The sequence below is a fragment of the Streptomyces sp. NRRL S-495 genome, assembly GCF_000966955.1.
Taxonomy (GTDB): domain Bacteria; phylum Actinomycetota; class Actinomycetes; order Streptomycetales; family Streptomycetaceae; genus Kitasatospora; species Kitasatospora purpeofusca.
Genome location: NZ_JZWY01000538.1, coordinates 1 through 20614 on the forward strand (window position 1 = coordinate 1; position 20614 = coordinate 20614).

The following is a 20614-nucleotide window of genomic DNA, read 5'->3' on the forward strand; positions in this document are numbered from 1 at the left end:
GAGCTGACGACCACCAGCGCGACCGCGCCGATCGGCAGGTTGATGTAGAAGATCCACGGCCACGACAGGTGGTCGACGAAGGCGCCGCCGATCAGCGGGCCGACCACACCGGCGATCACGAAGCAGGACTGCGCATAGCCCTGCCACTTGCCGCGCTCGCGGGGCGGGACGAGCTCGGCGATCAGGGCCATGGCCAGCGCCATCAGACCGCCGGCGCCCAGACCCTGGAGAGTACGGAAGCCGATCAGCTGGCCGATGTTGGCGGAGAGGCCGGACAGCGCCGAGCCGAGCAGGAAGATCGTGATCGCCGACTGGAACATCAGCTTGCGGCCGTAGAGGTCGCCCAGCTTGCCCCAGAGCGGCGTGGCCGCGGTGGCGGCCAGCATGTAGGCGGTGATGACCCAGGCCAGGTGGGTCACGCCGCCGAGGTCACCGGCGATGGTCGGCAGGGCCGTCGCCACGATCGTCTGGTCCAGGGCTGCCAGGAACATGGCAAGCACCAGGGCAGCAAAGATCGTCAAGAAGGTTTTACGTGGCACTTCCGGGGCGGGTGCAGCGTACGGGGCGCTCATTGGGTACTCCTTGAGAGGCGTCCGCCGGCTCGGAGACCTTGCTCCGAGCTTGAATTCGTATAGACTATACAATCAAAATTAGCCGTCAAGAGCCAACGTCAAGGGCGGCCGCGGCCGCCCGGAAGGGCAGCTAACGATGAGCCAACTCCAGGGGAAGATCGCGCTCGTGACCGGTTCTACCTCGGGCATGGGGGCAGCCGCCGCACTGGCGCTCGCCGCCGCCGGGGCGCACGTCGTGGTCTCCGGCCGCCGGGCCGAGCTGGGCAACGCCGTGGTGGAGCGGATCCGGGAGAAGGGCGGGCAGGCGGACTTCGTCGCCGCCGACGTCACCGTCGAGGATGACGTCGCCCGCCTGGTGAGTACCACGGTCGAGCGACACGGTCGCCTCGACATCGCCTTCAACAACGCCGGCGGCGGCGGGGCGTTCGGCCCGCTGGACCGGGTCCCGGCGGACGCCTTCGACGCGGTGATCGCGGTCAACCTCATCGGCACCTACCACTCGCTGAAGCACGAGATCGCCGCCATGCGGGCGAGCGGCGGCGGCAGCATCATCAACAACGCCTCCACCGCCGGCGTCCAGGGCACCGCCTTCGGCCTGGGCGCGTACACCGCGGCCAAGCACGGTGTGGTCGGCCTGACCCGGGCCACCGCGCTGGAGGCCGGCCCGGCGGGCATCCGGGTCAACGCGCTGATCACCGGCCCGGTCGACACGGAGGACTTCCGCCAGCGGGTCGGCGGGCAGCCGGGCGCGCTGGAGCGGGCCGGCGCGGCCACCGCCCTGGGGCGGATCGCGACCGAGGAGGAGGTCGCCAACGCGGTGGTCTTCCTCGGCAGCGACGCGGCGAGCTTCGTCACCGGCTCGCTGTTCGGGCTGGACGGCGGCATGACGGCCGGCGTCACGGCCGGGACGATGGGGCGGCCCGGCGGCGGCCAGGGCGGTCCCGGTGCGCAGGGCGGCCAGGGCCGTCCGGGTGCGCAGGGCGGCCAGGGTGCTCCGGGCCAGGGCGGGCCGGGTGCCGGGCGGCCCGGCGCGAACTGACCGGAACCGGACGCACCGGGGCCCGTTCCCACTCGTCCCATTGCCAGCAATCCACCCTCCGGCTATTTTTTCGATATGTTCGTAAAAACCACGAGGAACACCGAAGAGTTCATCTCGGAAACCGGTGAGTGGATTGCCGGCAACCCCGTCGAGAATTCCATCCTGCTGACCATGCTGGCCGGCGCGAAATTCCGCCCGCCGACCGCCCCGCCGATAGCCTGGAGCCGGGTCGAGGACCCGGCTTCGGACACGGCGCCGGTGGTCGGCGTCGCGGCGTTCACGGCGCCGCACCTGGTCGTGCTGAGCGGGATGCCGACGGCCGCCGCGGCCGCACTCGGCGCCGAACTGGGCGCCGGGCCCGACCTCCTGCCCGGCGTGATCGGGCCGNCGTGATCGGGCCGGACGCGGCGGCCGCCGCCTTCGCCGCGGCCTGGTCCGAGGCCACCGGCCGACCGGCCAGGGCCGACCGCCGCGAGCGGATGCTGTGCCTGGACGGGGCGGTCACCGCCGACGGCCGCCCGGCCCCGGAGGGGCAGTCCAGGGCCGCCCGCGAGGAGGAGGCGGAGCTGTTCACCGACTGGTGCCTGGAGGCCGCGCACGGCGCCGGGCTCAGCCGGGAGATGGCTTCGCGCTCCGTCCGGGGCCAGATCGCCGGCGGCCTGCTGCGGGCCTGGGAGCTCGACGGCGAACCCGTCGCGATCCTCGGCCGGACCGCCGCCGTCGCGGGCGTGGTGCGCTACGGACCGATCTACTCGCGGCCCGACGCCCGGCGTGGCGGGTACGCCCGGGCGCTGCTCGCCGAGTCCTCGACCGAGGTGCGCGCCGAGGGGCTGGTCGGCATGGCGGTCACCGCCGAGGGCAACGACAGTGTGCAGGCACTGTTCGGCTCGCTCGGCTACCGCTCCCGCGGCGGCCTTTCGGAATTCCGCTTCGACTGAGTGGCGCGATCCCTCCGGGAAACACCCGGAGGGAATACCGCGGGCCCGGATCCGAAATCGGATCCGGGCCCTCTCGCAATACCGCCTCGCGATACCGTCTCGCAGTACCGTCCGGAAATTCTCCGGGAACTGCCCGGAGGATTTCTCCCCCGGGCGGCTCCGGGCGTCCGGTCAGTCCAGCGGGTCGGGGTCCGGCACGGCCTCCAGCAGCGAGAACGCCGTCCCGGTCGACACCACCCGGTTGAGCCGGTAGCCGCCGCGCCGGAAGACCTCGGCGAACTGCTCCTCGGTGCGGACCTCGCCGCTCATGGTGACCAGCATGACCAGGTCGAAGTTCTTCACGAACTTCGGCACGCCCTCGCGGTGCACCAGCTCCGCCGCGACGAAGCGGGCGCCCGGCGAGGCCTCCCGGCACTTGCGCAGCAGCCGGACCAGCGCGTCGTCCGGCCAGGAGTGCCCGTAGGCGCCGATCCCGGCCGGGACCCCGGCGAAGAAGTCGACCGGCTCGAAGTCCAGTCGGCCCTGCTCGGCCAGCTTGGCGACGTCGGGCTGGGTCCTGGCCTGCTCGATGACGCTCGGCAGGTCGGCCAGCACGCCGCGGGCGAGGGCGTCGTACTTGTGCAGGATCGCGGCCAGGTAGGTGCCCTGCCCACCACCGAGGTCGCAGACCGCGCCGGCCTCGGCGAACTCGGGGTACGCGGACACCAGGGCGTCGGCGAGCGCGTCGGTGAAGTCGGTCATCGCCTGGTTGAAGGTCGCGGCGGCGGACGGGTTCTTCTGCAGCCAGGGCCAGAGCGCGGTGCCGTGCACCTTCTCGAAACCGGGCTTCCCGGTGGCCAGGCTGTGGTCCAGCGCGCCCCAGGAGGCCCAGAGCCACTCGGCGCCGACCATCCGGGCCATCGCGTCCATCGAACCGGGCACGCCCGGGCGGAGCAGCTCGGAGAGCTCGGTGTTGGCGAAGACGCCGGGCTCGACCTCCTCGAACACACCGTCCTCGGTGAGCAGCGAGAGCACCTTGGCCAGCGCGCTCGCGGTCGCTCCGGCGCGCTCGGCGAGCTCGGCCACCGGCAGCGGGCCCTCGGCCAGCAGCTCGGCGAGCTTGAACTCGGCGGCCAGCGCCAGGCAGCGCGGGGTGGACGGGAACATCAATTCGGAGAGGAACACCGCGCCGGCCGAAGCAGGGGCGGTCTGGGGAACGGCGGTCATGGGGTGAGGCCTCCCTGCGGGGACCGGGGCGGGGGCGGACGGCGCCCCCGGCCCGAGGTCAGCGGTCATGGGTGGACGGGCCGGACGGCCCCGCGCCGGGCGGCCCGGACGGGCCGGGCCGCCCGGCGGTTGCGCACGGCCTGGGCTCAGCCCAGCAGGGCGAAGGCGAAGCCACCGCCGGGGTTGGCCATGAACTTGTTGGTCGGCGGGATCTCACCGCCGGCCGCGACACCCACGGCCGGGCCGGTCAGCGCGATCCGGGTCGGGGTGGGGACGATCTGGACCTGACCGGCGGCCAGCTGGCCCCAGTTGTTCCAGCCCCAGCCCTGCACCGAGCCGTCGGCCAGCAGCGCCAGCGCGTGCCCGCCGTTGCCGGGGGCCGCGTCGGTGCCGCCGCCGCTGGCGGAGACGGCCTTGACGCCGGTCAGACCCGGCACCGGGGCCGGCACCGCGCGGTCGGCGGTGGTGCCGTCGCCGAGCTGGCCGCCGTCGTTGAGGCCCCAGGCCCAGACGGTGCCGTCGGCCAGCAGCGCCACCGTGTGGTGGTAGGCGCCGACCAGCTGGGTGACCGAGCGCAGGCCCGCGACCTTCTGCGGGGCGGCGCGGTCCTCGGTGGTGCCGTCGCCGAGCTGGCCGCGGTCGTTGAAGCCCCAGACCGAGGCGGTGCCGTCGGCGTGCACGACCATGCTGTGGCCGCCGCCGGCGCTCAGCTTGACGGCCGGCTCCAGGTTCTCGATCACGGCCGGGCGCGGCCGGCAGTCGAAGGAGGCGGTCATGTAGGAGCGGACGATCCGGCCCTCGCGGGTCGAACCGGGGCCGTCGCCCAGCTGGCCGCGGTCGTCGCGGCCCCAGGACCAGACGGTGCCGTCGGCCTTGAGCGCGAGGTTGTGCGCGCCGCCGACCGCCAGCTCGACGACGTCCTCCAGGCCGTCGACCCGGACCGGGACCGGCTGCACGCCGAAGTTGGCCTCGCCGAGGGCGCAGAAGAAGCCGGCGCCCCAGGCCCAGACGGTGCCGTCCTCCAGCAGGGCGGCGGTGTGGCCGCCGCCGGCGCCGACCGAGCGGACCCGGCCGGGCAGTCCGACGGTGCGGACCGGGGTGGCCTGGTTCTCGGTGGAGCCGTCGCCGAGCTGGCCGAAGGCGTTGCGGCCGAAGCCCCAGAGCTCGCCGTCGCCGGTCAGGGCCAGCGCGTGGCCGCTGCCGGCCGCCACCTTGACCACGTTCTCCAGGCCCTTGATGTCCTGCGCGGTGGTCCGGTTGACCGTCCCGCCGTCGCCGAGCTGGCCGTTGGTGTTGTCACCCCAGCTGCTGATGATGCCTGCCATGATGATGCGACCTCTCAATAGTCGGGGGGCGGTCAGGCCCAGAACTGGTCGACGGCGTACTGGTCCTCGGGGTAGGTCCAGAACTCGGCGATCAGGCCGTCCTGGATCCGCGCGACGTTGACGAAGGGCATCTCCAGGCTCTTGCCCTCACGCTCGTAGCGGGTGAAGACAGTGGCGAAGGCGAACGAGTCGCTCGCGCCGATCTCGTGGATCTCCATCGTGATCCGGCCCTGGCAGATCTCGAACATCCGGCCGGCGAAGGCCAGTGCGGACTCGATGCCCTCGTGCGCGCCGGACAGCTCGCTGGTGCCCGGGTAGTAGTGCACGCAGTCCTTGGTCCAGTAGCTGGCCGCCTTCTGCACGTCGCCCACGGTGAACGCGGCGTAGACCGCTTCCATGAGCTTGGCGTTGGGGTGGTCGACGACCTTCATGACTCTCCTCCTGTAGCTGTGCGACGGTGCGATGCGGGGCCGTGCGGTACAGCGGGGCCGTGCAACAGAGCGGGGCCGTGCGGTACAGCGGCGTCGCTCGACGAGGTGGAACCGGCGTCGCTCGACGCGATGGTGACGATGCGTCAGTTGGCAGCGCGGCGGACGATGTCGACCAGGGTCGCCCGGTCCGGGGCGGGGAACGGCGGGGGCCCGCCCGCGACCGCCTGCTTGACCCGCAGCCGGATCTCCTCGTCCTCGTACAGGCCGGCCGGGTTGTCGAGCGACATCATGGTGCGGACCAGCCGGCGCCAGACCACCTCGTCGGTGCCGGCCGCCTCGGCGACCGTGCCGAAGGTGAGCACGTCCGGCGGCAGCGGCGGCAGCTGCTGGCCGGCCACGGTGGCCCGCCAGAGCCGGGCCCGGCCCGCGTCGTTGCGGACGGCGTCCTCGAACCACGGCCGGAAGGTCCGCCCGGCCAGGCCGGCCGCCAGCGCGGCCTGCTCGGCGTCCGGCTCCGGGTGCTCGCGCACCAGGTCGGCCAGGCCGAGCACATGGGCGATGGCCAGCGAGACGCCGCGGCCGAACGCCGGGTTGGTGGTGCAGACGGCGTCGGCGACCGGAAGGAAGCCGGGCACCGGCTGGGCGTCCTGCCCGTACAGCTTCAGCGAGTTGTCCAGGCCCGCCATCGCGTGCACCGGCGAGATCGGGTCGGAGGCCTCCGGCGACACCCAGGGGGCGAGCAGCGGGGTGGCCCGGACCACGGCGGTGAAGACGTCCTCGGCGCGCATCTGCTTCAGCTCGGTGTCGTCCGGCAGGATGCCGAACGAGATGGCGAAGGTGTTGTTGTCGCCGAGGAACATCACGCCGGTGTAGTGGTCCCAGAGCCCGCCGGCGCCGAAGCCCCGGTTGAGCGGGCCGACCGGGCGCGGGCCGTGCGCGCGGTAGTAGCGGGTGTAGTAGGTGATGTCGGCGCTCTGCGCGACGAGTTCCGGCTCGGCCAGGCCGTGCTCGCGCAGCCACTCGTGGCCCTGCGAGCGGCGGCCGCTGGCGTCGATCACCAGATCGGCGGCGATGGTGCGGCCGTCCTTGGTGACCACACCGGTCACCCGGGCCGGGCCGCGGTCGGCGACGGTCAGACCGCGCACCGTCTCGCCCCGGCGCAGCGAGATGCCCGGCTTGCGCAGCGCCTCCTGGCGGAGGACCAGCTCGAAGGTGGTCCGCCGGCTGCCGAGCATCCGCAGCTCGGCGTCGGCCGGGTGCGGCGTCTTGTCGGCCAGGGTCGGCGGCATGGCCTTGCCGAGCTCGATCTCCCGCACGCCGGCCGCGACCAGCGCCTGGTAGACGGAGGGCAGCCGCTCGCGCAGCAGGTTGGTGCCGAGCGAGCCGAAGGCGTGCGAGTGGTGGAGCTGCGGCACGGTCGGCCGCTGCCAGTCGCCGTGCGCCTCGTCGACGGTGTCGGGGGCCTCGTTGGCGTCCCGCTCCAGCACGGTGACGTCGTGCCCCAGGTCGGCGAACGCCAGCGCGGCCACCAGGCCGGCGACGCTGCCGCCGATGATCAGAGTCCGTGTCATGACCTCACCCCGCGGTGGTAGGAGTGGAAAGGCCCGCCTTCGGGGTGTCCCGCGAGGTCTCGGCCTTGATGTGGAAGCGGATGGACTTCGCGTCGCTGAAGCACTCGCGCATCGGGCGCACCAGGTCCCGGTGCTCCTCGGTCCGCTCCCAGGCGACGAAGTCGTCCAGCGAGCGCCACTCGCTGGTGATCAGCCACTGCTCCGGGTCGGTGGAGGACTGGCAGACCTGGTCGCGCACGTGTCCGGGGACGCCCTCGGCGACCAGGTGGCGGATCTGCTCGTACGCCTTGAGGAAGTCCTCCCGGCGCTCCTCCTTGACGGTGATCAGGAAGAGCACGCGGCCCTGTGCCGCGCCCTCGTCGACCGGCATGACGGTCTCCTTCCGGGTCGTGGTGCTCGTGGGTGTCAGGAGTGCGCGCGCAGCAGGACGGCGCTGTTGAAGCCGTCGAAACCGCGGGCGCCGATCAGCGCGGTGCGCACCTCGGTGGCCTGCTCCTCGCGGACGAAGGCCAGGTCGCAGCCGTCCGCCGGACGGGCCGGGCCCGCCGAGGGCGGGATCAGGCCGTTGTCCATGGCGAGCACCGCGGTGGCCGCGTCCAGTGCGCTGCCGCCCTGGTAGAGGCGGCCGGTGAGCGGCTTCTGGGTGGTGACGGCGGCCGGGCCGGCGTCGCCGAAGACCGCGCGCAGCGCCTCGGCCTCGGTGCGGTCGTAGGCGGGCAGGCCCACCGCGTCCGGGAAGGTCACGTCGACGTCACCCGGGGTGAGGCCGGCCCGTTCGACGGCGATGCCGAGCGCCCTGGCGTACTGGCGGACCGAGCCGGAGGCGGTCCGGCTGGCGGCCACGGCGTCCTGGGTGGCGGACCAGCCGGCGATCTCGGCCCGGATCCGGGCACCGCGGGCGAGCGCGTGGTCGAGGTCCTCGACCACGAACACCACCCCGCCCTCGCCCGGAACGTAGCCGGCCGCCCGCTCGTCGAAGGGCAGGTAGGCCTCGGCCGGGTCGGAGCCGGTGTAGAGCCGGCCGCTGCGCTGCTGGCAGGCGAGCGCGTACGGGCCGAGCGGTGCCTCGGTGCCGCCGGCGAGCACCACGTCGGCGCCCCGGCGGACCAGCCGGGCGGCGTGGGCCAGCGAGTCCAGGCCGCCGGCGCCCTCCGAGACGAGGACGCTGGACGGGCCCTTGGCCTGGTGCTTGATGGCCAGCTGCCCGACCGTCGCGGCGTAGAACCAGGCGATCGACTGGTAGGCGCCGACGGTCCGCGAGGTGTCCGGCTGCCAGAGCCGCTGGAGCTCGCGCTGGCCGAACTGGTTGCCGCCGGAGGAGCTGGCGAGCGCCACCGACAGCTTGTACGGCTCGACCGTGGACGGGTCCAGCTCGGCCTCGCCGAAGGCCAGTTCGGCCGCCGCGTAGGCGAGGTGGGTCCACCGGTCGGTCTGCACCTGGAGCCGGCGCTCGACGTACCGGCTGACGTCGAAGTCCGGGACCTCGCCGGCCAGCGTGGTCTCGTACTGGCCGGCGTCGAAGAGCGTGATCGGAGCGATCCGGCTCTCCCCGCCGCAGACCGACTTCCAGTGCGCCTCGCTGCCGATGCCGCTCGGCGCGACCACGCCGATGCCGGTGATGACGGCACGTCGTGCGCTCATCGGCCCCTCCCCAGCTTGGCGAAGAGCATCGCGGACTGGAAGCCGCCGAAGCCGCTGCCGACCGAGAGCGCCGCGCCGACCCGCACCTCGCGGGCGGTGTTGGGCGTGTAGTCGAGGTCGCACTCGGGGTCGCGGTTCTGCCAGTTGGCGGTCGGCGGGACGACCCCGCGGTCGACCGCCAGCGCGCAGGCGGCCATCTCGATCGCGCCGATCGCGCCCAGCGAGTGGCCGACCATCGACTTGATCGAGCTGATCGGGACCCCGTAGGCGGCGTGGCCGAGCGAGCGCTTGAAGGCGCCGGTCTCGTGCCGGTCGTTCTGCCGGGTGCCGGAGCCGTGGGCGCTGATGTAGCCGATGTCCTCGGGGTTGAGCCGGGACTGGCGCAGCGTCTCGGTGATCGCCTCGGACATCTCCAGGCCGTCCGGGCGCAGACCGGTCATGTGGAAGGCGTTGCCGCGGTTGGCGTAGCCGACCACCTCGCAGTAGATCCGGGCGCCGCGCCGGCGGGCGTGCTCCAGCTCCTCCAGGACGAGCACCGCGCAGCCCTCGCCCAGCACGAAGCCGTGCCGGTCCCGGTCGAACGGCCGGGAGGCGTGCGCCGGGTCGTCGTTGTCCGGGGTGGTGGCCTTGATGGCGTCGAAGGAGGCGACGGTGACCGGGGAGATCGGGGAGTCCGAGGCGCCGGTGATCATCACCTCGGCCTCGCCGTCCATCAGCAGCTGGTAGGCGTGGCCGATGGCGTCGATGCCGGAGGTGCAGCCAGTGGAGACGACCACCGCCGGGCCGTGCGCCCCGTGCCGGACGGCCACGTCGGCGGCCAGGCTGCTCGGGATCAGGCCCTGGTAGAGGAACGGGCTGGTGACGTCGGGGTCGACCAGCCAGTTGCGGCCGGAGTCACTGGCGACGACGAACTCGTCCTCCAGGACGATGGTGCCGCCGACCGCCGAGCCGAGCACCACACCGGTGGCTTCCCGGGTGCGCTCGTCGAGCTCCAGTCCGGCGTCCAGCACCGCCTCCTGGGAGGCGGCCAGCGCGAACTGCACGTAGCGGTCGGCGCGGCGCAGCTCGAGCGGGGTGAGGCCGGCCGCGACCGGGTCGAAGTCGGCCTCGGCGGCGATCTGCGAGCGGAACGCCGAGGGGTCGAAGGCGGAGATCCGACGGGTCGCGGTGCGGCCCGAGGTGATCAGTTCCCAGAAGGTCTCGCGGGTGGTGCCCCCGGGGGCCACCACGCCGATCCCGGTGACCACGACGCGGCGGTCACCCGTGGACGGGGAAGCGGTCATCGCTCCCCCAGCACTATGTGGCCCTCGGCCTTGGTGCCCGGGCCGTCCTCGGTGTCGACGTGGCCGAGCTCGGGGGACGGCGCCAGCGGGCCGAGGTGGAAGACCGCGAAGGCCTCCTCCGAGCCGGTGTTGCGCAGCCGGTGGCGGATGTCCTTGGGGATCAGCACGCCCTGGCCGGCGAACAGCTCGAAGGGCTTGTCGTCCAGGTCGAGGGTCAGCTCGCCGCGGACGAGCAGCAGGAACTCCTCGCTGTACGGGTGGTAGTGCTCGGTGATCCGCTCCCCCGGCTGGAGCCGGGCGGTCCCCATGAAACCGGAGGTCGCGCCGCAGGTGGCGGGCGAGAGCACCGCGCGGGTCTCGCCGCCGCGCTTGCGGTTGGCGGGGACGTCGTCGGCGGAAATGATGCGGATGTTCCTGGCGGCCACGGCGCTCACTCCTTTTCGGCGGGGACGGCGGTGGAACCGGCGGCGAGGGCCTCGACCTTCTGCCGGATGATCTCCAGCTGCACGGGCGAGTTGATGTTCAGCCGCTCGGTCATGCCCTGGTCGTCGACCGGGGCGACGGGCTTCATGGAGAAGTCCTGGATCCAGGTCATCCGGACGCCGCCCTCGGGCAGCTCCTCGTACCGCCAGTGGATCTGCATGTAGGCGAACGGGCCGGTCTCCACCCGGTGGGCGTGGACGGTGCGGTCGGCGACGTTGACGGTGCGGTCGCTGACCCAGCTCCAGATCCGGCCCTCCTCGTCCGGGTGCATGGTGAGCCGGAACCGGACGGTCTCGCCGCGGCGCTCGACGATCTCGGCGGACGCGTACTCGGTGAACAGCTCCGGCCAGCCGGCGACGTCGTTGGTGACGTCCCAGACGAGCTTGAGCGGGGCCTGGATGACGATGCTGTTCTCGGTGTGTCCGGCCATCGCTCAGCCCACCGCCCCGGCGGTCTGCAGCTCGGCGACGATCTGGTCGACGCTGAGGGCGACGGCGCCGTCCGGGACCTTCAGGCCGTAACGGTCGGCGATCACCGCCTCCAGCTCCAGCACGGCCAGCGAGTCGAGGCCGAGCTCCTCCAGGGGGACGTGCCGGGAGCCCTCGAACACGTCCGGCGCCGCGCCGGCGCTGGTGATGAGGACGTTCTCGATCTCCTCCGCGGTGACGACCGTGGTCGTCCCGCCGGCCTGGTGGTCGGTCATGGTGCTGCCTCTCGTTTCTCCGGTGTAGGGACTGCTCCTGGGCCCCGCGGCGCGGCCGTCCGGGGTGAACGGGCCCCCGTTCGGCCGGCGCCGCCGGCGGAGGGCGGGCTCACCGACCGCCGGTGCCGGACTCCCAGGTGTAGAAGCACTGGGCGACCGCGTCCTGCGGCGAACGCCAGGTGGGCAGGTAGGGGGAGATGAACGGGGTGAGCCGTTCGCTGACCCGGGCGAACTCCGGGTGGCGGCGGGCGGCGTCGACCGCCTCCTGGCCCGGGTCGTCGGTCTCCAGCAGGTGGACGTAGGCATCGCCGAGCTTGTACAGCGAGCGGTGGGTGACGCCGGCGAGACGGGGAAGTTCGGTCTCGTCGGACTCACCGAACACGCGGGCGACGTCGCCCTCCGCGCCGGGCAGCATCCGGGCGATGATCAGTGTGCGGTGCATGCGGGCTCCCCTCGGGGTACGGGCTCTCTCGGGCTCTCTCGGGCGCTCTCGGGCGCTCTCGGGCTCTCGGTGGGCTCTTCCGGGCCGGTGTTCGGCGCCGCGGCTTCAGTGCTGCGGGCGGCCGACCGGCTGGATGGCGCCGATGTCGAGCAGGATCCGGGGCACGTTGTCGCCGATCCAGGACTCGACGACACGGCCGTCGACGATCCGGTGGCAGGACATCTCGTGCACGGTGACCGGCTTGCCGGTCGGCGGGATGTCGAACAGCTGGCCCTGGTGGGTGCCGCGGGTGGTGAACCGGGCGTAGACGCGGTCGCCGTCGCCGGCCACGTCCTCCACGGTCACGTTGACGTCCGGGAAGGCGTTGCGCCAGAGCAGCACGGCCTGCCGGAAGGAGTCCGGGCCGGGGGGCATCGGGGGCAGGCCGGGGGCGTGCACCACGTAGTCCTCGGCGAAGCGGTCACCGATGGCGGAGAGGTCGCCGTCGTTGAACGCCCGCTCGGTCAGCTCGCGGATGAGGGCCTTGTTGGCCTCCACCGCGCTCTCGGTGGACGAGGTCATGACAGTCCTTTGCTCGGCGGACGGCCCCGGCCGGTGCGCGGCCGAGGGCGGTCCGGGTGGGCGTGGGGCGGCGGCCGGTCCTGGGTACGGGGAGGCTCCGGGAGCCGGCCGGTGCGCACTGCGGCGCGAGGTGCGGGGAGCGGACCGGTCAGATGAGCGAGGCGAGGACGAAGCAGGCCGCCGCGCCGATCGCGCCCATGGTCCGGGTCTCGTGCGCCAGGTGCCAGCGGCGGCGCTTGCCGCGCCACGCGGCATCGGTGTCGCGGTACGGGCTCCAGCGCTCGATCTGGCGCCAGATCGGCCGGTTGACACCCTCGGAGGCGACCGCGACGGTCGCCATGCCGACGGTGCCGGCCGCGTACAGCACCTTGGCCACCTTGCTCTCCGACCGGACGGCCTTGGTGGCGCCGACAGCGGCGGTGGCCAGGCCGTTCCAGAAGGCGATCGGGTGGAACACGTGCATGTCGATCAGCTGGCAGGTGTTGACGTACCGGTCGTAGGGCAGGGAGTTGAGCATCGGCAGGATCGAGGTCTTCATGATCCAGAGCGTGCCGAGCTGAACGCTGGACGAGGTAACCAACCAGACGTCCGAATTATCCTTCATGTCCTTCATATCGATTCCTCGAATCGATCCGGGATCGCGGAATGTCCGCCGCGTCGATGCGGCGAACCGGGGCGGGGTCGCCCGATGCGAGAGACACGGGACCCCGGGGGCCGGGGCATCTCGGCCCCCGGGGCTGCCCCGCCGCCTCATCCTTGCCGCCGGGCGGTCCCAGTGTCAGGAGGCATCCGTCTCCACCGGGCTGGGACGTCGCCCCGGCCGTCACGGACCGCGTCCCGGCCGTTCCGGGCCGTCCGCCCAGCCGGTTCGTTGCACCAACCTCCCGGATTCCGGGCCATGTTGACGCGCCCACCGGACGCACCCTACGGTGCGAGCGGGCACTCACTCACCGAGAGCCCAGGGCCCGCGACCACCCCGCCGTGCCGACCGGCCGGCGGACATCCCAGGAGGTGCCGAGCCGATGACGATCGATGTGCACGGCCACATCACGTCGCCCGAACTCTTCCGCCGCTTCCCCATGCCGCCGAGCCTCGTCGACGTCGACGGCATGGTGGAGCTCAAGGCGGCGGCCGGGATCACCATGTCCCTGGTCGGCAGTCCCGTCGGCGCGGGCACCATGGTGCGCACGCCCGGGCTGGACAACTACCGCCAGCCGCTGGACACCCTCGAACGCTTCCACGACTGGCTGGGCGAGCAGGTCCGGGCCCGGCCCGCGGCGCTGCGCGGCTACGTCTACACCAACCCGCTCGGCTCCGACGCCGAACTCGCCGCCGCCGCCAAGCGGCTGGAGCAGGACGAATTCGTCGGACTGATGGTCAACTCCAGCATCGAGGGGCGGTTCCTGGACACTCCGCAGGCCGACGCCTTCTTCGCGATGGCCGCGCAGTACCGCACCCCGGTGATGCTGCACCCGCCGGCCGAACCGGCCGGGGCCGGGGAGCTCGACGACCTGCGGCTGGTCGAGCAGATCGCCCGGCCCTGCGACGTCACGCTGGGGACGGCGGCGGTGCTGTTCGCCGGGTGGCTGGAGAAGTACCCGGAACTGCGGATCGTCGCCCCGGTCTGCGGCGGCGGGCTGCCGCTGCTGCTGGAGCGGCTGGAGCTGGCCCGGCGGATGCCGGTCACCTTCGGCCGGCCGGGCGCGGCCCCGGGCGGGCCTCCCGGCGGTGCGCCGGGCGGACCTCCGGCCGGCGCTCCCGGCGGGCCTCCGCCGGGGGTCGGCGGTCCCGGGGCCGGCGGTCCCGGCGGACCGGGGACCGGTGGGCCGGGCCGGCCGGGGGGACCCGGCGGACCGGGCGCCGCGCCGACCGGGCCCGTCGTCCCGCCGCTGGCCGAGGCCCTGCGCCGGGTCTTCGTCGACACCGCGACCCCGAGCCTGCGGGCCGTGGCCGCCGCCGTCGACGCCTTCGGGGCCGGCAACGTCATGTTCGGCACCGACTCCCCGCCGATGAGCGCGCCGCTGGACGCCTCGCTGGCCCGGTTGGACGGGCTCGGCCTGGCCCCGGCCGATGTCGCGCGGATCCGGCACGACAACGCCGCCGGGCTGTTCGGCCTGCCCGGCGCACCCGACGCGAACTGAATCCGGTCCCGCCCGCACCGGGCGGGACCGGACCCGACGCCGGCCGAGCGGACCCGGACAGCACCGGGCCCGGGCTCATCACCACCCCCGGCGTCCCCCGATCCGACGCTCCGTCGGATTCCCCGCACCACCGACACGCGACAGGGAGGTGCTGTCATGACGGCAGCCGCACCGACCCCACCGTCCGGGCCGCCCGGCGGACGCCCCGGCGGCGGACCGCCCCCCGGCGCCGGCGGACCGCCCCCTGGCTTCGGCGGGCCACCCCCGGGGGCCGGCGGGCCGCCGCCGGGATTCGGAGGACCGCCCGCCGGCTTCGGCGGACCCCCTCCGGGAGCCGGCGGGCCGCCCCCCGGCTTCGCCGCCCCGCCCCGGCCCGCACCCGAACGCGTCCCCGCCGACCGGGAGTTCCTCGGCAGCCGGGTCCTGCTGGTCGGCGGCTACGGCAGCATCGGCGCCGCCGTCGCCGAGGACCTCCCGCCCAGGGCGGACCTCGCCGCCCAGGGCGCCCGGGTCGCGGTGGCCGGCCGTTCGCTGAAGAAGGCCGAGGAGACCGCCGAGCGGCTCGCGCCGCTGGCCGCCCGCGGCGGCACGGTGGTGCCCCACGCCGTGGACGTCGCCGACCGCGCCGACGTGGACCGGCTGGTGGCGGCCGTGACCGCCGACTGGGGCGGCATCGACGTCCTGGTGAACTGCGCCAGCGCGCTGGTCACCGTCGGCGCCGAGGAGATCTCCGAGGAGGACTGGCGCACCATCGTCGACACCAACCTGCTGGGCGCCTTCTGGCTCTCCCAGTCGGTCGGCCGGGCGATGATCGCGGCCGGCGGCGGCCGGATCGTCCACCTCTCCTCGGTGCGCGGCAAGTTCGGCGCCCGGCGCGGCTTCAGCGCCTACGGCGCCAGCAAGGCCGGACTGGACCTGCTGGTCAAGCAGCTGGCCGCGGAATGGGGCCGGCACGGGATCGCGGTCAACGCGGTCGCCCCCGGCTTCGTCCGCACCGACTTCGTCCAGGAGAACGCGAGCAACCCGGAGTTCATGCGGATGGTGCTCGGCCGGATCCCGCTGGGCCGCACCGCCGAGCTGCACGAGGTGGCCGACGCGGTCACCTTCCTCGCCTCGCCGCGGGCCGGCTTCATCAGCGGCCAGGTGCTGTACGTGGACGGCGGCGTCACCACCAGCCAGTGAGACCCCGCCCGCACCGCCCCACACCCACCGACGGGCCGAGCCCGGCCCGGAGAACCCAGGAGACGACCATGAGCACGTGGCACGCGCTGTACTACCCGCTGCTGCCGGGCAGCGAGGACATCGTCAAGGACCTGTTCCGCAAGAGCGGCCGCCCGGACTTCGACGTCAAGAGCCCCGACGGCACCGTGGTCGGCAAGCTCCTCGGCACCCAGGCCTTCGTCGGCAAGGAACTGGCCGTCCGGGTGATCGAGATCGAGGGCCCGCTGCCGCTGGTCGCCGCGCACATGAGCCAGCAGCCCGCCGTCCGCGAGTTCGAGCGGGAGCTGGAGAAGCACCTCGCCGTCCCGCGCGACATGACCAGCCGTGAGGGCGCGCAGGCGTTCTTCCGGCTGGCCTCGATGGAGAACGTGCTCTCCCGCCGCCACGACCAGCCGCTCGAAGGCGAGTGAACGCGATGAAGATCGGAATCGGACTCCCCACCTCGCTAGCCGGTGCGGCCGGCGCCGACGTGGTCGCCTGGGCCCGGCTCGCCGAGCAGGCCGGCTACTCCACCCTCGGCACCATCGACCGTCTGGTGCACAGCAGTTGGGAACCGCTCACCACGCTGGCCGCGGCCGCCGCGGTGACCGAGCGGATCGGCCTGGCGACCAGCATCCTGATCTCGCCGCTGCGCGCCAACACCGCGCTGCTGGCCAAGCAGGCGGCCACCGTGGACCGGCTGTCCGGCGGCCGGCTCACCCTCGGCATGGCGGTCGGCTCGCGGCCGGACGACTTCGAGGTCGGCCAGGTGGAGAAGGCCGGCCGCGGCGCCCGGACCGGCACCCAGGTGGCCGAGCTGCGGCGGCACTGGGCCGACGCCCAGTCCGGCCGGGAGCCCTCGGTCGGACCGGCCCCGATCCGGCCGAACGGGCCGGAGCTGATCCTCGGCGGGCACTCCCCGGCCGCGCTGTCCCGGGCGGCCCGGCTGGGCGACGGGTGGATCGGCGGCGGCACCGGCCCGATCATGTTCGCCCAGGGCGCCCAGGCGTTGCGCGAGCAGTGGGCGGCCGAGGGCCGGGAGGGGGCGCCCCGACTGGTGGCGCTCGCCTACTTCGCGCTCGGCGCGGACGGCACCAAGCACACCGAGGGCTACCTGCGGTCGTACTACCGCGACGCCGGGCCGTTCGTCGAGCACATCCTGCGCGGCGCGGCCGACAACCCCGGCAAGCTGCGCGGGCTGGTCGGCAAGTACGCCGAGTCGGGCTGCGACGAGCTGCTGCTGATGCCCTGCGCCGGGGACCTCGGCCAGGTCGAGGCGGCGGCCCAGGTGCTGGGGCTCCAGGGCTGACCACGGCGGGAGCGCGGGGAGGGGCGGGCGGCCACGGGCCGTCCGCCCCTCCCCGTTGCCGCACGCCCGGGCGGATTCCGGTCCCGGGCGTGCGAAGCCGGCACGGGCGCGGATCCGGTCCCGGGCGTGCGAAAGGCCCGTCGCCCGGCGGTTCTCGCCGGGCGACGGGCCACTCCGCGGTTCGGCGGGCCCGGTGGTGCAGCGGGCCCGGTGGTTCAGCGGGCCTTGGCGCGGCCCCGCGCCGGCGCCGGCGCCGACTGGGCCGGGGCCAGCGTCCGCCAGAGCTGCCGGACGAAGGCCTCCGCCTCCCGCAGCGGCTCCGACCCGGTGCCCGGGGCGGCGAACACGCCCCCGTAGGCGGCCAGGTAGCAGGCGCCGAGCAGGAGTTGGGAGGACGCCACCGGATCCGCGTCCCGGCTGACCAGATCGGTCCGCTGGGCCCGGCGCAGGTAGTCGGCCAGCAGCTCGACGGCCCGGTGCGGCCCGGCGTTGTTGGCCTGCATCCACTCCCGGTGGCGGTCGAGCAGCTTGGGCTCGGCGAAGACGGACAGCAGCATCGGCATCGACGCGCGGTAGAACGCGAGCGCCTCCTCCGCCACCTGCTGGAGGGACGCCCGCACCTCGCCCTCGCTGCCGATCTCCTCCGGCAGCGCCCGCAGCACCGGCAGCAGGCCGGGCAGCCGCTCGGCGAGGACGGCCAGGAAGACGTCCTCCTTGCTGCGGAAGTGCCGGTAGATGGTGCCCTCGGAGCAGCCCGCCACCTCGGCGATCTCCTTGGTGGTGCAGCGGGCCAGGCCGAGGTCACGGATCACCCGCTCGGCGGCGTCGACGATCTGCTCGCGCATACTCATGAAGGCTCCGAAGGAACGGGGCGGCCGGCTTCCGAGCGGGCCGCGGCTGCGGAGGGGCACCCGAAGGATAGCGTGCAGGTGAGTACCCGCTCACCTCTTTCGCCGGGCACCCCGAACGGCGCGCCGGCCCCGCCGCCCACGAGGGGCGCCGGGGCCGGCGAGGCAGGCTTCAGCGGTGGCACCGCTCAGCGCGGCGGCCCGGCGGGCCCGCCGACTCCGGGCGGCGGCCCGACCAGCTGCACGCCGAGCGGCGCCAGCTCACCGAGCAGCCGGGCGAAGTCCGGCGGGCCCTGGAGCGGCGGCGGCAGCTCCAGGCTGGTGGCCGGCTCGCCGGTCTTGAAGAACCACTCCTCGAAACCGGCCGGGGTGCCGAGCACCAGGAAGCGGGTGCCCTCGGTCTCCACCCGGTACTGGTGCGCGATGCCGCGCGGCGCGAAGACCGTGGCGCCCGGGCCGACCTTGTGCTCGTCGTCGCCGATCCGCAGCACCATCTCACCCTCCTGGACGATGAAGAACTCGTCCTCGCGGGTGTGCAGGTGGACCGGCGAGGCGTAGCCCGCCGGGGAGAGCTGCTCGGCGAGCCAGAACTGTCCATTGGTCTCGGCGCCGGTCGCCTTGAACTGGAGCAGCGCGCCCACGTGCCAGATGGCGCGGCCCTCGTCGGGCTGCTTCACGAACGGTTGGGACGTCACTCGGTTCCTCCTCGGTCGGCGGGCCCTCGTTCGGGGCCCGGCAGCACAGCGGTACGGAAACTGATCGATCGTCAGCGCGGCTGGACGGCCGCGTCCTTCACCAGGCCGGTGGCGCGCACGGCGGCGGCCACCTGGTCCGGGCCGGGGGCGAAGGCGTCCTCCAGCTCGGGGCTGAACGGCACCGGCGCGTGCGGCCCGGTGACCATCCTGACCGGCCCGCGCAGGGCGGCGAAACGGTCCTGCGCGACCTGCGCGGCGATGTCGGTGGCCAGGCTGCAGCGCGGGTGGGCCTCGTCCACCACGACCAGCCGCCCGGTCCGCTCGACGCTGCCGTAGATGGTCGAGGTGTCCAGCGGCGACAGGGTCCGGGGGTCGATCACCTCGATCTGCACGCCCTCGGCGGCCAGTTGCTCGGCGGCGGCGAGCGCGACCGACACCATCCGGCCGATCGCGACCACCGTGCAGTCGGTGCCGGGCCGGACCACCTTGGCCGAGCCGAACGGGATCGCGTACGGCTCCTCGGGCACACCGCCGGGCACGAAGTAGAGCATCTTGTGCTCCAGGAACAGCACCGGGTCGTCGTCCACCAGCGCCTGCGCCATCAGCCCCTTGGCGTCGTACGGGTTGGACGGCGCGACCACCTTGAGGCCGGGCAGGTGGACGAAGAGCGGGTGCAGCGCCTGCGAGTGCTGGGCGCCGCGGCGCAGGCCGGTGCCCCACATCGCGCGCAGCACCAGCGGCACCGAGATCCGGCCGCCGGCCATGTAGCGCAGCTTGGCGGCCTGGTTGGCGATCTGGTCGAAGGCGACGGTGGCGAAGTCGATGAACAGCAGGTCGACCACCGGCCGCAGTCCGGTCGCGGCGGCGCCGACCGCGGCGCCGACGAAGGCCGCCTCGGTGATCGGCATGTCGAGCACCCGGTCCGGGAACTCCAGGTGGAGGCCCTTGGTCGGGCCCCAGGCATTGGTGCTGTCCTCGCCCATCAGAACCACCGAGCGATCGAAGCGCATCTGCTGCGCCAGCGCCTCGCCGATGGCCTGCTGGTAGGTGATCGTGCGCATGGGACTCCCTCCTCGGAGCGGGTCAGCGGGTGTAGACGTGGTCGAGCAGGGTGCGCGGGTCGGCCGTGAAGGGCTCCGAGGCGGCCGCGACGGCTGCCTCGACCAGGGCGGTCGCGTCCCGGTCGACCCGGTCCAGCTCGAAGGCGGCGGGTCCGGCCACGGTGCCGTCGGCGATCCGGGAGCGGAGCAGCAGCAGCGGGTCGGACTCGGTGCGCAGCCGCTCCGGGTCGGCGTCCGGCCGGTAGGACTGGTCGTCCCAGAGCTCCATGTGGCCGTGGAAGCGCTCGGCCCGGAACTCCAGCACGGTCGGGCCCTCGCCGGCCCGGGCACGCCGGACCGCCTCGGCGGTGGCGGCGTGCACGGCGATCACGTCGTAGCCGTCCACCACCGCGCCGGGGATCCCGAAGCCGGCCGCGCGCTGGGCCATGTCGGTGCCGGAGAAGTGGGCGGCGGCCGGGGTCGCCTGGGCGTAGCCGTTGTTCTCGATCGCGAAGATCACCGGCAGGTCGAGCATCCGGGCCAGCACCAGGCTCTCCAGCACGGCGCCCTGGTTGGCGCCGCCGTCGCCGGTGAAGGCCACCGACACCTGGCCGGTGCCCTGCTGGCGGGCCGTCAACGCTGCCCCGCAGGCGAGCGGGACGCCGCCGCCGGCCAGGCCGTTGGCACCGAGCATGCCGCGGTCGAAGTCCGCGATGTGCATCGAGCCGCCCTTGCCGCCGCAGATCCCGTCCGGCCGGCCGTACAACTCCTTCATCATCGCCTCGACGTCGCAGCCCTTGGCGATCGCGTGACCGTGGCCGCGGTGGGTGCTGGCGAGGTAGTCGTCCGGGGCGAGGGCCGCGCAGACACCAGCTGCGACGGCCTCCTGCCCGCTGTAGAGGTGGACCGCGCCGGGGAGGCTCTTCGCCAGTCCGTGCAGACGGTCCTCGAAGGCCCGGATCACACTCATCGTGCGATAGATCTCGACGATCTGGTCCAACGTCAGATCGGTGGTGCGGGATGTGCCCATGGGGTCGCCTCCTCGGCTCTCCGGGGGACGGCCGGCGGGGCGCCGCGCGCCTCGTTCGCCGGTCTCGCTCGTGGCCCGACTCCATGAGGGTAAGTGCTCACTCACATGGGTGCAACCAAGTGTCCGAATCCGTCACCGCCCCCTCCCCCACCCGGC

General features: G+C 73.7%; 24 protein-coding genes. 6 read left to right on the top strand and 18 right to left on the bottom strand.

Annotation, left to right across the window (positions count from 1 at the left end):
* Positions 1-572: MFS transporter (locus VR45_RS26395; protein ID WP_045942350.1), on the bottom strand; the 572-nt coding region annotated here is incomplete at its 3' end.
* Positions 573-738: 166 nt separating this feature from the next.
* Between VR45_RS26395 and VR45_RS26400 the strand changes: the two genes are divergently transcribed.
* On the top strand, positions 739-1611 hold the full coding sequence (locus tag VR45_RS26400) for an SDR family oxidoreductase (protein WP_286163485.1): 873 nt from the start codon (positions 739-741) through the stop codon (positions 1609-1611).
* A 389-nt stretch (positions 1612-2000) separates the two neighbouring features.
* Positions 2001-2549 carry a GNAT family N-acetyltransferase gene (locus VR45_RS26405; protein WP_052709394.1) on the top strand — a complete coding sequence of 183 codons (549 nt, stop codon included), beginning with the start codon at positions 2001-2003 and terminating at the stop codon, positions 2547-2549.
* Between the two features lie 171 nt (positions 2550-2720).
* On the opposite strand, the gene VR45_RS26410 is transcribed toward VR45_RS26405, so the two are convergent.
* The 13 genes from VR45_RS26410 to VR45_RS26470 form a co-directional block, all read right to left on the bottom strand.
* Positions 2721-3755, bottom strand: a complete 1035-nt coding sequence (locus VR45_RS26410; RefSeq protein ID WP_045942340.1) for an ArsR family transcriptional regulator — start codon at positions 3753-3755, stop codon at positions 2721-2723.
* 146 nt (positions 3756-3901) lie between these two features.
* Complete coding sequence (locus VR45_RS26415; protein WP_030396585.1) at positions 3902-5080, bottom strand: hypothetical protein; 1179 nt, start codon at positions 5078-5080, stop codon at positions 3902-3904.
* Positions 5081-5112: 32 nt separating this feature from the next.
* On the bottom strand, positions 5113-5511 hold the full coding sequence (locus VR45_RS26420; protein WP_030301365.1) for a nuclear transport factor 2 family protein: 399 nt from the start codon (positions 5509-5511) through the stop codon (positions 5113-5115).
* A 143-nt stretch (positions 5512-5654) separates the two neighbouring features.
* Positions 5655-7082, bottom strand: coding sequence for a tryptophan 7-halogenase (locus VR45_RS26425; RefSeq protein WP_045942341.1), 1428 nt, complete (start codon positions 7080-7082; stop codon positions 5655-5657).
* Positions 7083-7086: 4 nt separating this feature from the next.
* A complete protein-coding gene (locus VR45_RS26430; RefSeq protein WP_030396587.1) occupies positions 7087-7452 on the bottom strand; it encodes an antibiotic biosynthesis monooxygenase family protein in 366 nt (121 codons plus the stop codon).
* 35 nt (positions 7453-7487) lie between these two features.
* A complete protein-coding gene (locus tag VR45_RS26435) occupies positions 7488-8723 on the bottom strand; it encodes a beta-ketoacyl synthase N-terminal-like domain-containing protein (RefSeq protein WP_045942342.1) in 1236 nt (411 codons plus the stop codon).
* Complete coding sequence (locus tag VR45_RS26440) at positions 8720-10006, bottom strand: beta-ketoacyl-[acyl-carrier-protein] synthase family protein (RefSeq protein ID WP_045942343.1); 1287 nt, start codon at positions 10004-10006, stop codon at positions 8720-8722. The genes VR45_RS26435 and VR45_RS26440 overlap by 4 nt, the downstream gene beginning before the upstream one ends.
* On the bottom strand, positions 10003-10431 hold the full coding sequence (locus tag VR45_RS26445) for a cupin domain-containing protein (protein ID WP_045942344.1): 429 nt from the start codon (positions 10429-10431) through the stop codon (positions 10003-10005). The genes VR45_RS26440 and VR45_RS26445 overlap by 4 nt, the downstream gene beginning before the upstream one ends.
* Positions 10432-10436: 5 nt before the next feature.
* Positions 10437-10919: an SRPBCC family protein gene (locus VR45_RS47995; protein ID WP_045942345.1), complete on the bottom strand. Its 483-nt coding sequence runs from the start codon at positions 10917-10919 to the stop codon at positions 10437-10439.
* 3 nt (positions 10920-10922) lie between these two features.
* Positions 10923-11192: an acyl carrier protein gene (locus VR45_RS48000; RefSeq protein WP_030301380.1), complete on the bottom strand. Its 270-nt coding sequence runs from the start codon at positions 11190-11192 to the stop codon at positions 10923-10925.
* 109 nt (positions 11193-11301) lie between these two features.
* Entirely contained in the window at positions 11302-11634 is a 333-nt protein-coding gene (locus VR45_RS26460; protein ID WP_030396592.1) for a TcmI family type II polyketide cyclase, read from the bottom strand.
* A 105-nt stretch (positions 11635-11739) separates the two neighbouring features.
* The gene (locus tag VR45_RS26465; protein ID WP_030396593.1) at positions 11740-12195 is read right to left on the bottom strand and encodes an ester cyclase; all 456 of its coding nucleotides are present in this window, start codon (positions 12193-12195) and stop codon (positions 11740-11742) included.
* Between the two features lie 148 nt (positions 12196-12343).
* Complete coding sequence (locus VR45_RS26470; RefSeq protein WP_231978553.1) at positions 12344-12808, bottom strand: DUF1772 domain-containing protein; 465 nt, start codon at positions 12806-12808, stop codon at positions 12344-12346.
* Between the two features lie 409 nt (positions 12809-13217).
* On the opposite strand from VR45_RS26470, the gene VR45_RS26475 reads away from it, so the two are divergent.
* The 4 genes from VR45_RS26475 (at position 13218) to VR45_RS26490 (ending at position 16845) form a co-directional block, all read left to right on the top strand.
* A complete protein-coding gene (locus VR45_RS26475) occupies positions 13218-14336 on the top strand; it encodes an amidohydrolase family protein (RefSeq protein ID WP_045942346.1) in 1119 nt (372 codons plus the stop codon).
* A 156-nt stretch (positions 14337-14492) separates the two neighbouring features.
* Entirely contained in the window at positions 14493-15518 is a 1026-nt protein-coding gene (locus VR45_RS26480; RefSeq protein WP_107084272.1) for an SDR family NAD(P)-dependent oxidoreductase, read from the top strand.
* A 68-nt stretch (positions 15519-15586) separates the two neighbouring features.
* A complete protein-coding gene (locus tag VR45_RS26485) occupies positions 15587-15967 on the top strand; it encodes a SchA/CurD-like domain-containing protein (RefSeq protein WP_030396597.1) in 381 nt (126 codons plus the stop codon).
* Positions 15968-15972: 5 nt separating this feature from the next.
* Positions 15973-16845: an LLM class flavin-dependent oxidoreductase gene (locus VR45_RS26490; RefSeq protein ID WP_045942352.1), complete on the top strand. Its 873-nt coding sequence runs from the start codon at positions 15973-15975 to the stop codon at positions 16843-16845.
* Positions 16846-17060: 215 nt separating this feature from the next.
* Here VR45_RS26490 and VR45_RS26495 read toward each other — a convergent pair whose 3' ends face one another.
* From VR45_RS26495 to VR45_RS26510, 4 genes are all read right to left on the bottom strand, one after another.
* Positions 17061-17696 carry a TetR/AcrR family transcriptional regulator gene (locus VR45_RS26495; RefSeq protein ID WP_045942347.1) on the bottom strand — a complete coding sequence of 212 codons (636 nt, stop codon included), beginning with the start codon at positions 17694-17696 and terminating at the stop codon, positions 17061-17063.
* Between the two features lie 185 nt (positions 17697-17881).
* Complete coding sequence (locus VR45_RS26500) at positions 17882-18388, bottom strand: quercetin 2,3-dioxygenase (protein ID WP_030396600.1); 507 nt, start codon at positions 18386-18388, stop codon at positions 17882-17884.
* Positions 18389-18459: 71 nt separating this feature from the next.
* Positions 18460-19449, bottom strand: a complete 990-nt coding sequence (locus tag VR45_RS26505; RefSeq protein WP_045942348.1) for a transketolase C-terminal domain-containing protein — start codon at positions 19447-19449, stop codon at positions 18460-18462.
* Between the two features lie 22 nt (positions 19450-19471).
* On the bottom strand, positions 19472-20458 hold the full coding sequence (locus VR45_RS26510; RefSeq protein ID WP_045942349.1) for a thiamine pyrophosphate-dependent dehydrogenase E1 component subunit alpha: 987 nt from the start codon (positions 20456-20458) through the stop codon (positions 19472-19474).
* Between the last annotated feature and the right edge of the window lie 156 nt (positions 20459-20614).

Excerpts from the sequence above, each read along its gene's own strand:
- VR45_RS26410 (WP_045942340.1), bottom strand. The coding sequence starts at position 3,755 with ATGACCGCCGTTCCCCAGACCGCCCCTGCTTCGGCCGGCGCGGTGTTC.
- VR45_RS26415 (WP_030396585.1), bottom strand. The coding sequence starts at position 5,080 with ATGGCAGGCATCATCAGCAGCTGGGGTGACAACACCAACGGCCAGCTC.
- VR45_RS26420 (WP_030301365.1), bottom strand. The coding sequence starts at position 5,511 with ATGAAGGTCGTCGACCACCCCAACGCCAAGCTCATGGAAGCGGTCTAC.
- VR45_RS26425 (WP_045942341.1), bottom strand. The coding sequence starts at position 7,082 with ATGACACGGACTCTGATCATCGGCGGCAGCGTCGCCGGCCTGGTGGCC.
- VR45_RS26430 (WP_030396587.1), bottom strand. The coding sequence starts at position 7,452 with ATGCCGGTCGACGAGGGCGCGGCACAGGGCCGCGTGCTCTTCCTGATC.
- VR45_RS26435 (WP_045942342.1), bottom strand. The coding sequence starts at position 8,723 with ATGAGCGCACGACGTGCCGTCATCACCGGCATCGGCGTGGTCGCGCCG.
- VR45_RS26440 (WP_045942343.1), bottom strand. The coding sequence starts at position 10,006 with ATGACCGCTTCCCCGTCCACGGGTGACCGCCGCGTCGTGGTCACCGGG.
- VR45_RS47995 (WP_045942345.1), bottom strand. The coding sequence starts at position 10,919 with ATGGCCGGACACACCGAGAACAGCATCGTCATCCAGGCCCCGCTCAAG.
- VR45_RS48000 (WP_030301380.1), bottom strand. The coding sequence starts at position 11,192 with ATGACCGACCACCAGGCCGGCGGGACGACCACGGTCGTCACCGCGGAG.
- VR45_RS26460 (WP_030396592.1), bottom strand. The coding sequence starts at position 11,634 with ATGCACCGCACACTGATCATCGCCCGGATGCTGCCCGGCGCGGAGGGC.
- VR45_RS26465 (WP_030396593.1), bottom strand. The coding sequence starts at position 12,195 with ATGACCTCGTCCACCGAGAGCGCGGTGGAGGCCAACAAGGCCCTCATC.
- VR45_RS26470 (WP_231978553.1), bottom strand. The coding sequence starts at position 12,808 with ATGAAGGACATGAAGGATAATTCGGACGTCTGGTTGGTTACCTCGTCC.
- VR45_RS26475 (WP_045942346.1), top strand. The coding sequence starts at position 13,218 with ATGACGATCGATGTGCACGGCCACATCACGTCGCCCGAACTCTTCCGC.
- VR45_RS26480 (WP_107084272.1), top strand. The coding sequence starts at position 14,493 with ATGACGGCAGCCGCACCGACCCCACCGTCCGGGCCGCCCGGCGGACGC.
- VR45_RS26485 (WP_030396597.1), top strand. The coding sequence starts at position 15,587 with ATGAGCACGTGGCACGCGCTGTACTACCCGCTGCTGCCGGGCAGCGAG.
- VR45_RS26490 (WP_045942352.1), top strand. The coding sequence starts at position 15,973 with ATGAAGATCGGAATCGGACTCCCCACCTCGCTAGCCGGTGCGGCCGGC.
- VR45_RS26495 (WP_045942347.1), bottom strand. The coding sequence starts at position 17,696 with ATGAGTATGCGCGAGCAGATCGTCGACGCCGCCGAGCGGGTGATCCGT.
- VR45_RS26505 (WP_045942348.1), bottom strand. The coding sequence starts at position 19,449 with ATGCGCACGATCACCTACCAGCAGGCCATCGGCGAGGCGCTGGCGCAG.
- VR45_RS26510 (WP_045942349.1), bottom strand. The coding sequence starts at position 20,458 with ATGGGCACATCCCGCACCACCGATCTGACGTTGGACCAGATCGTCGAG.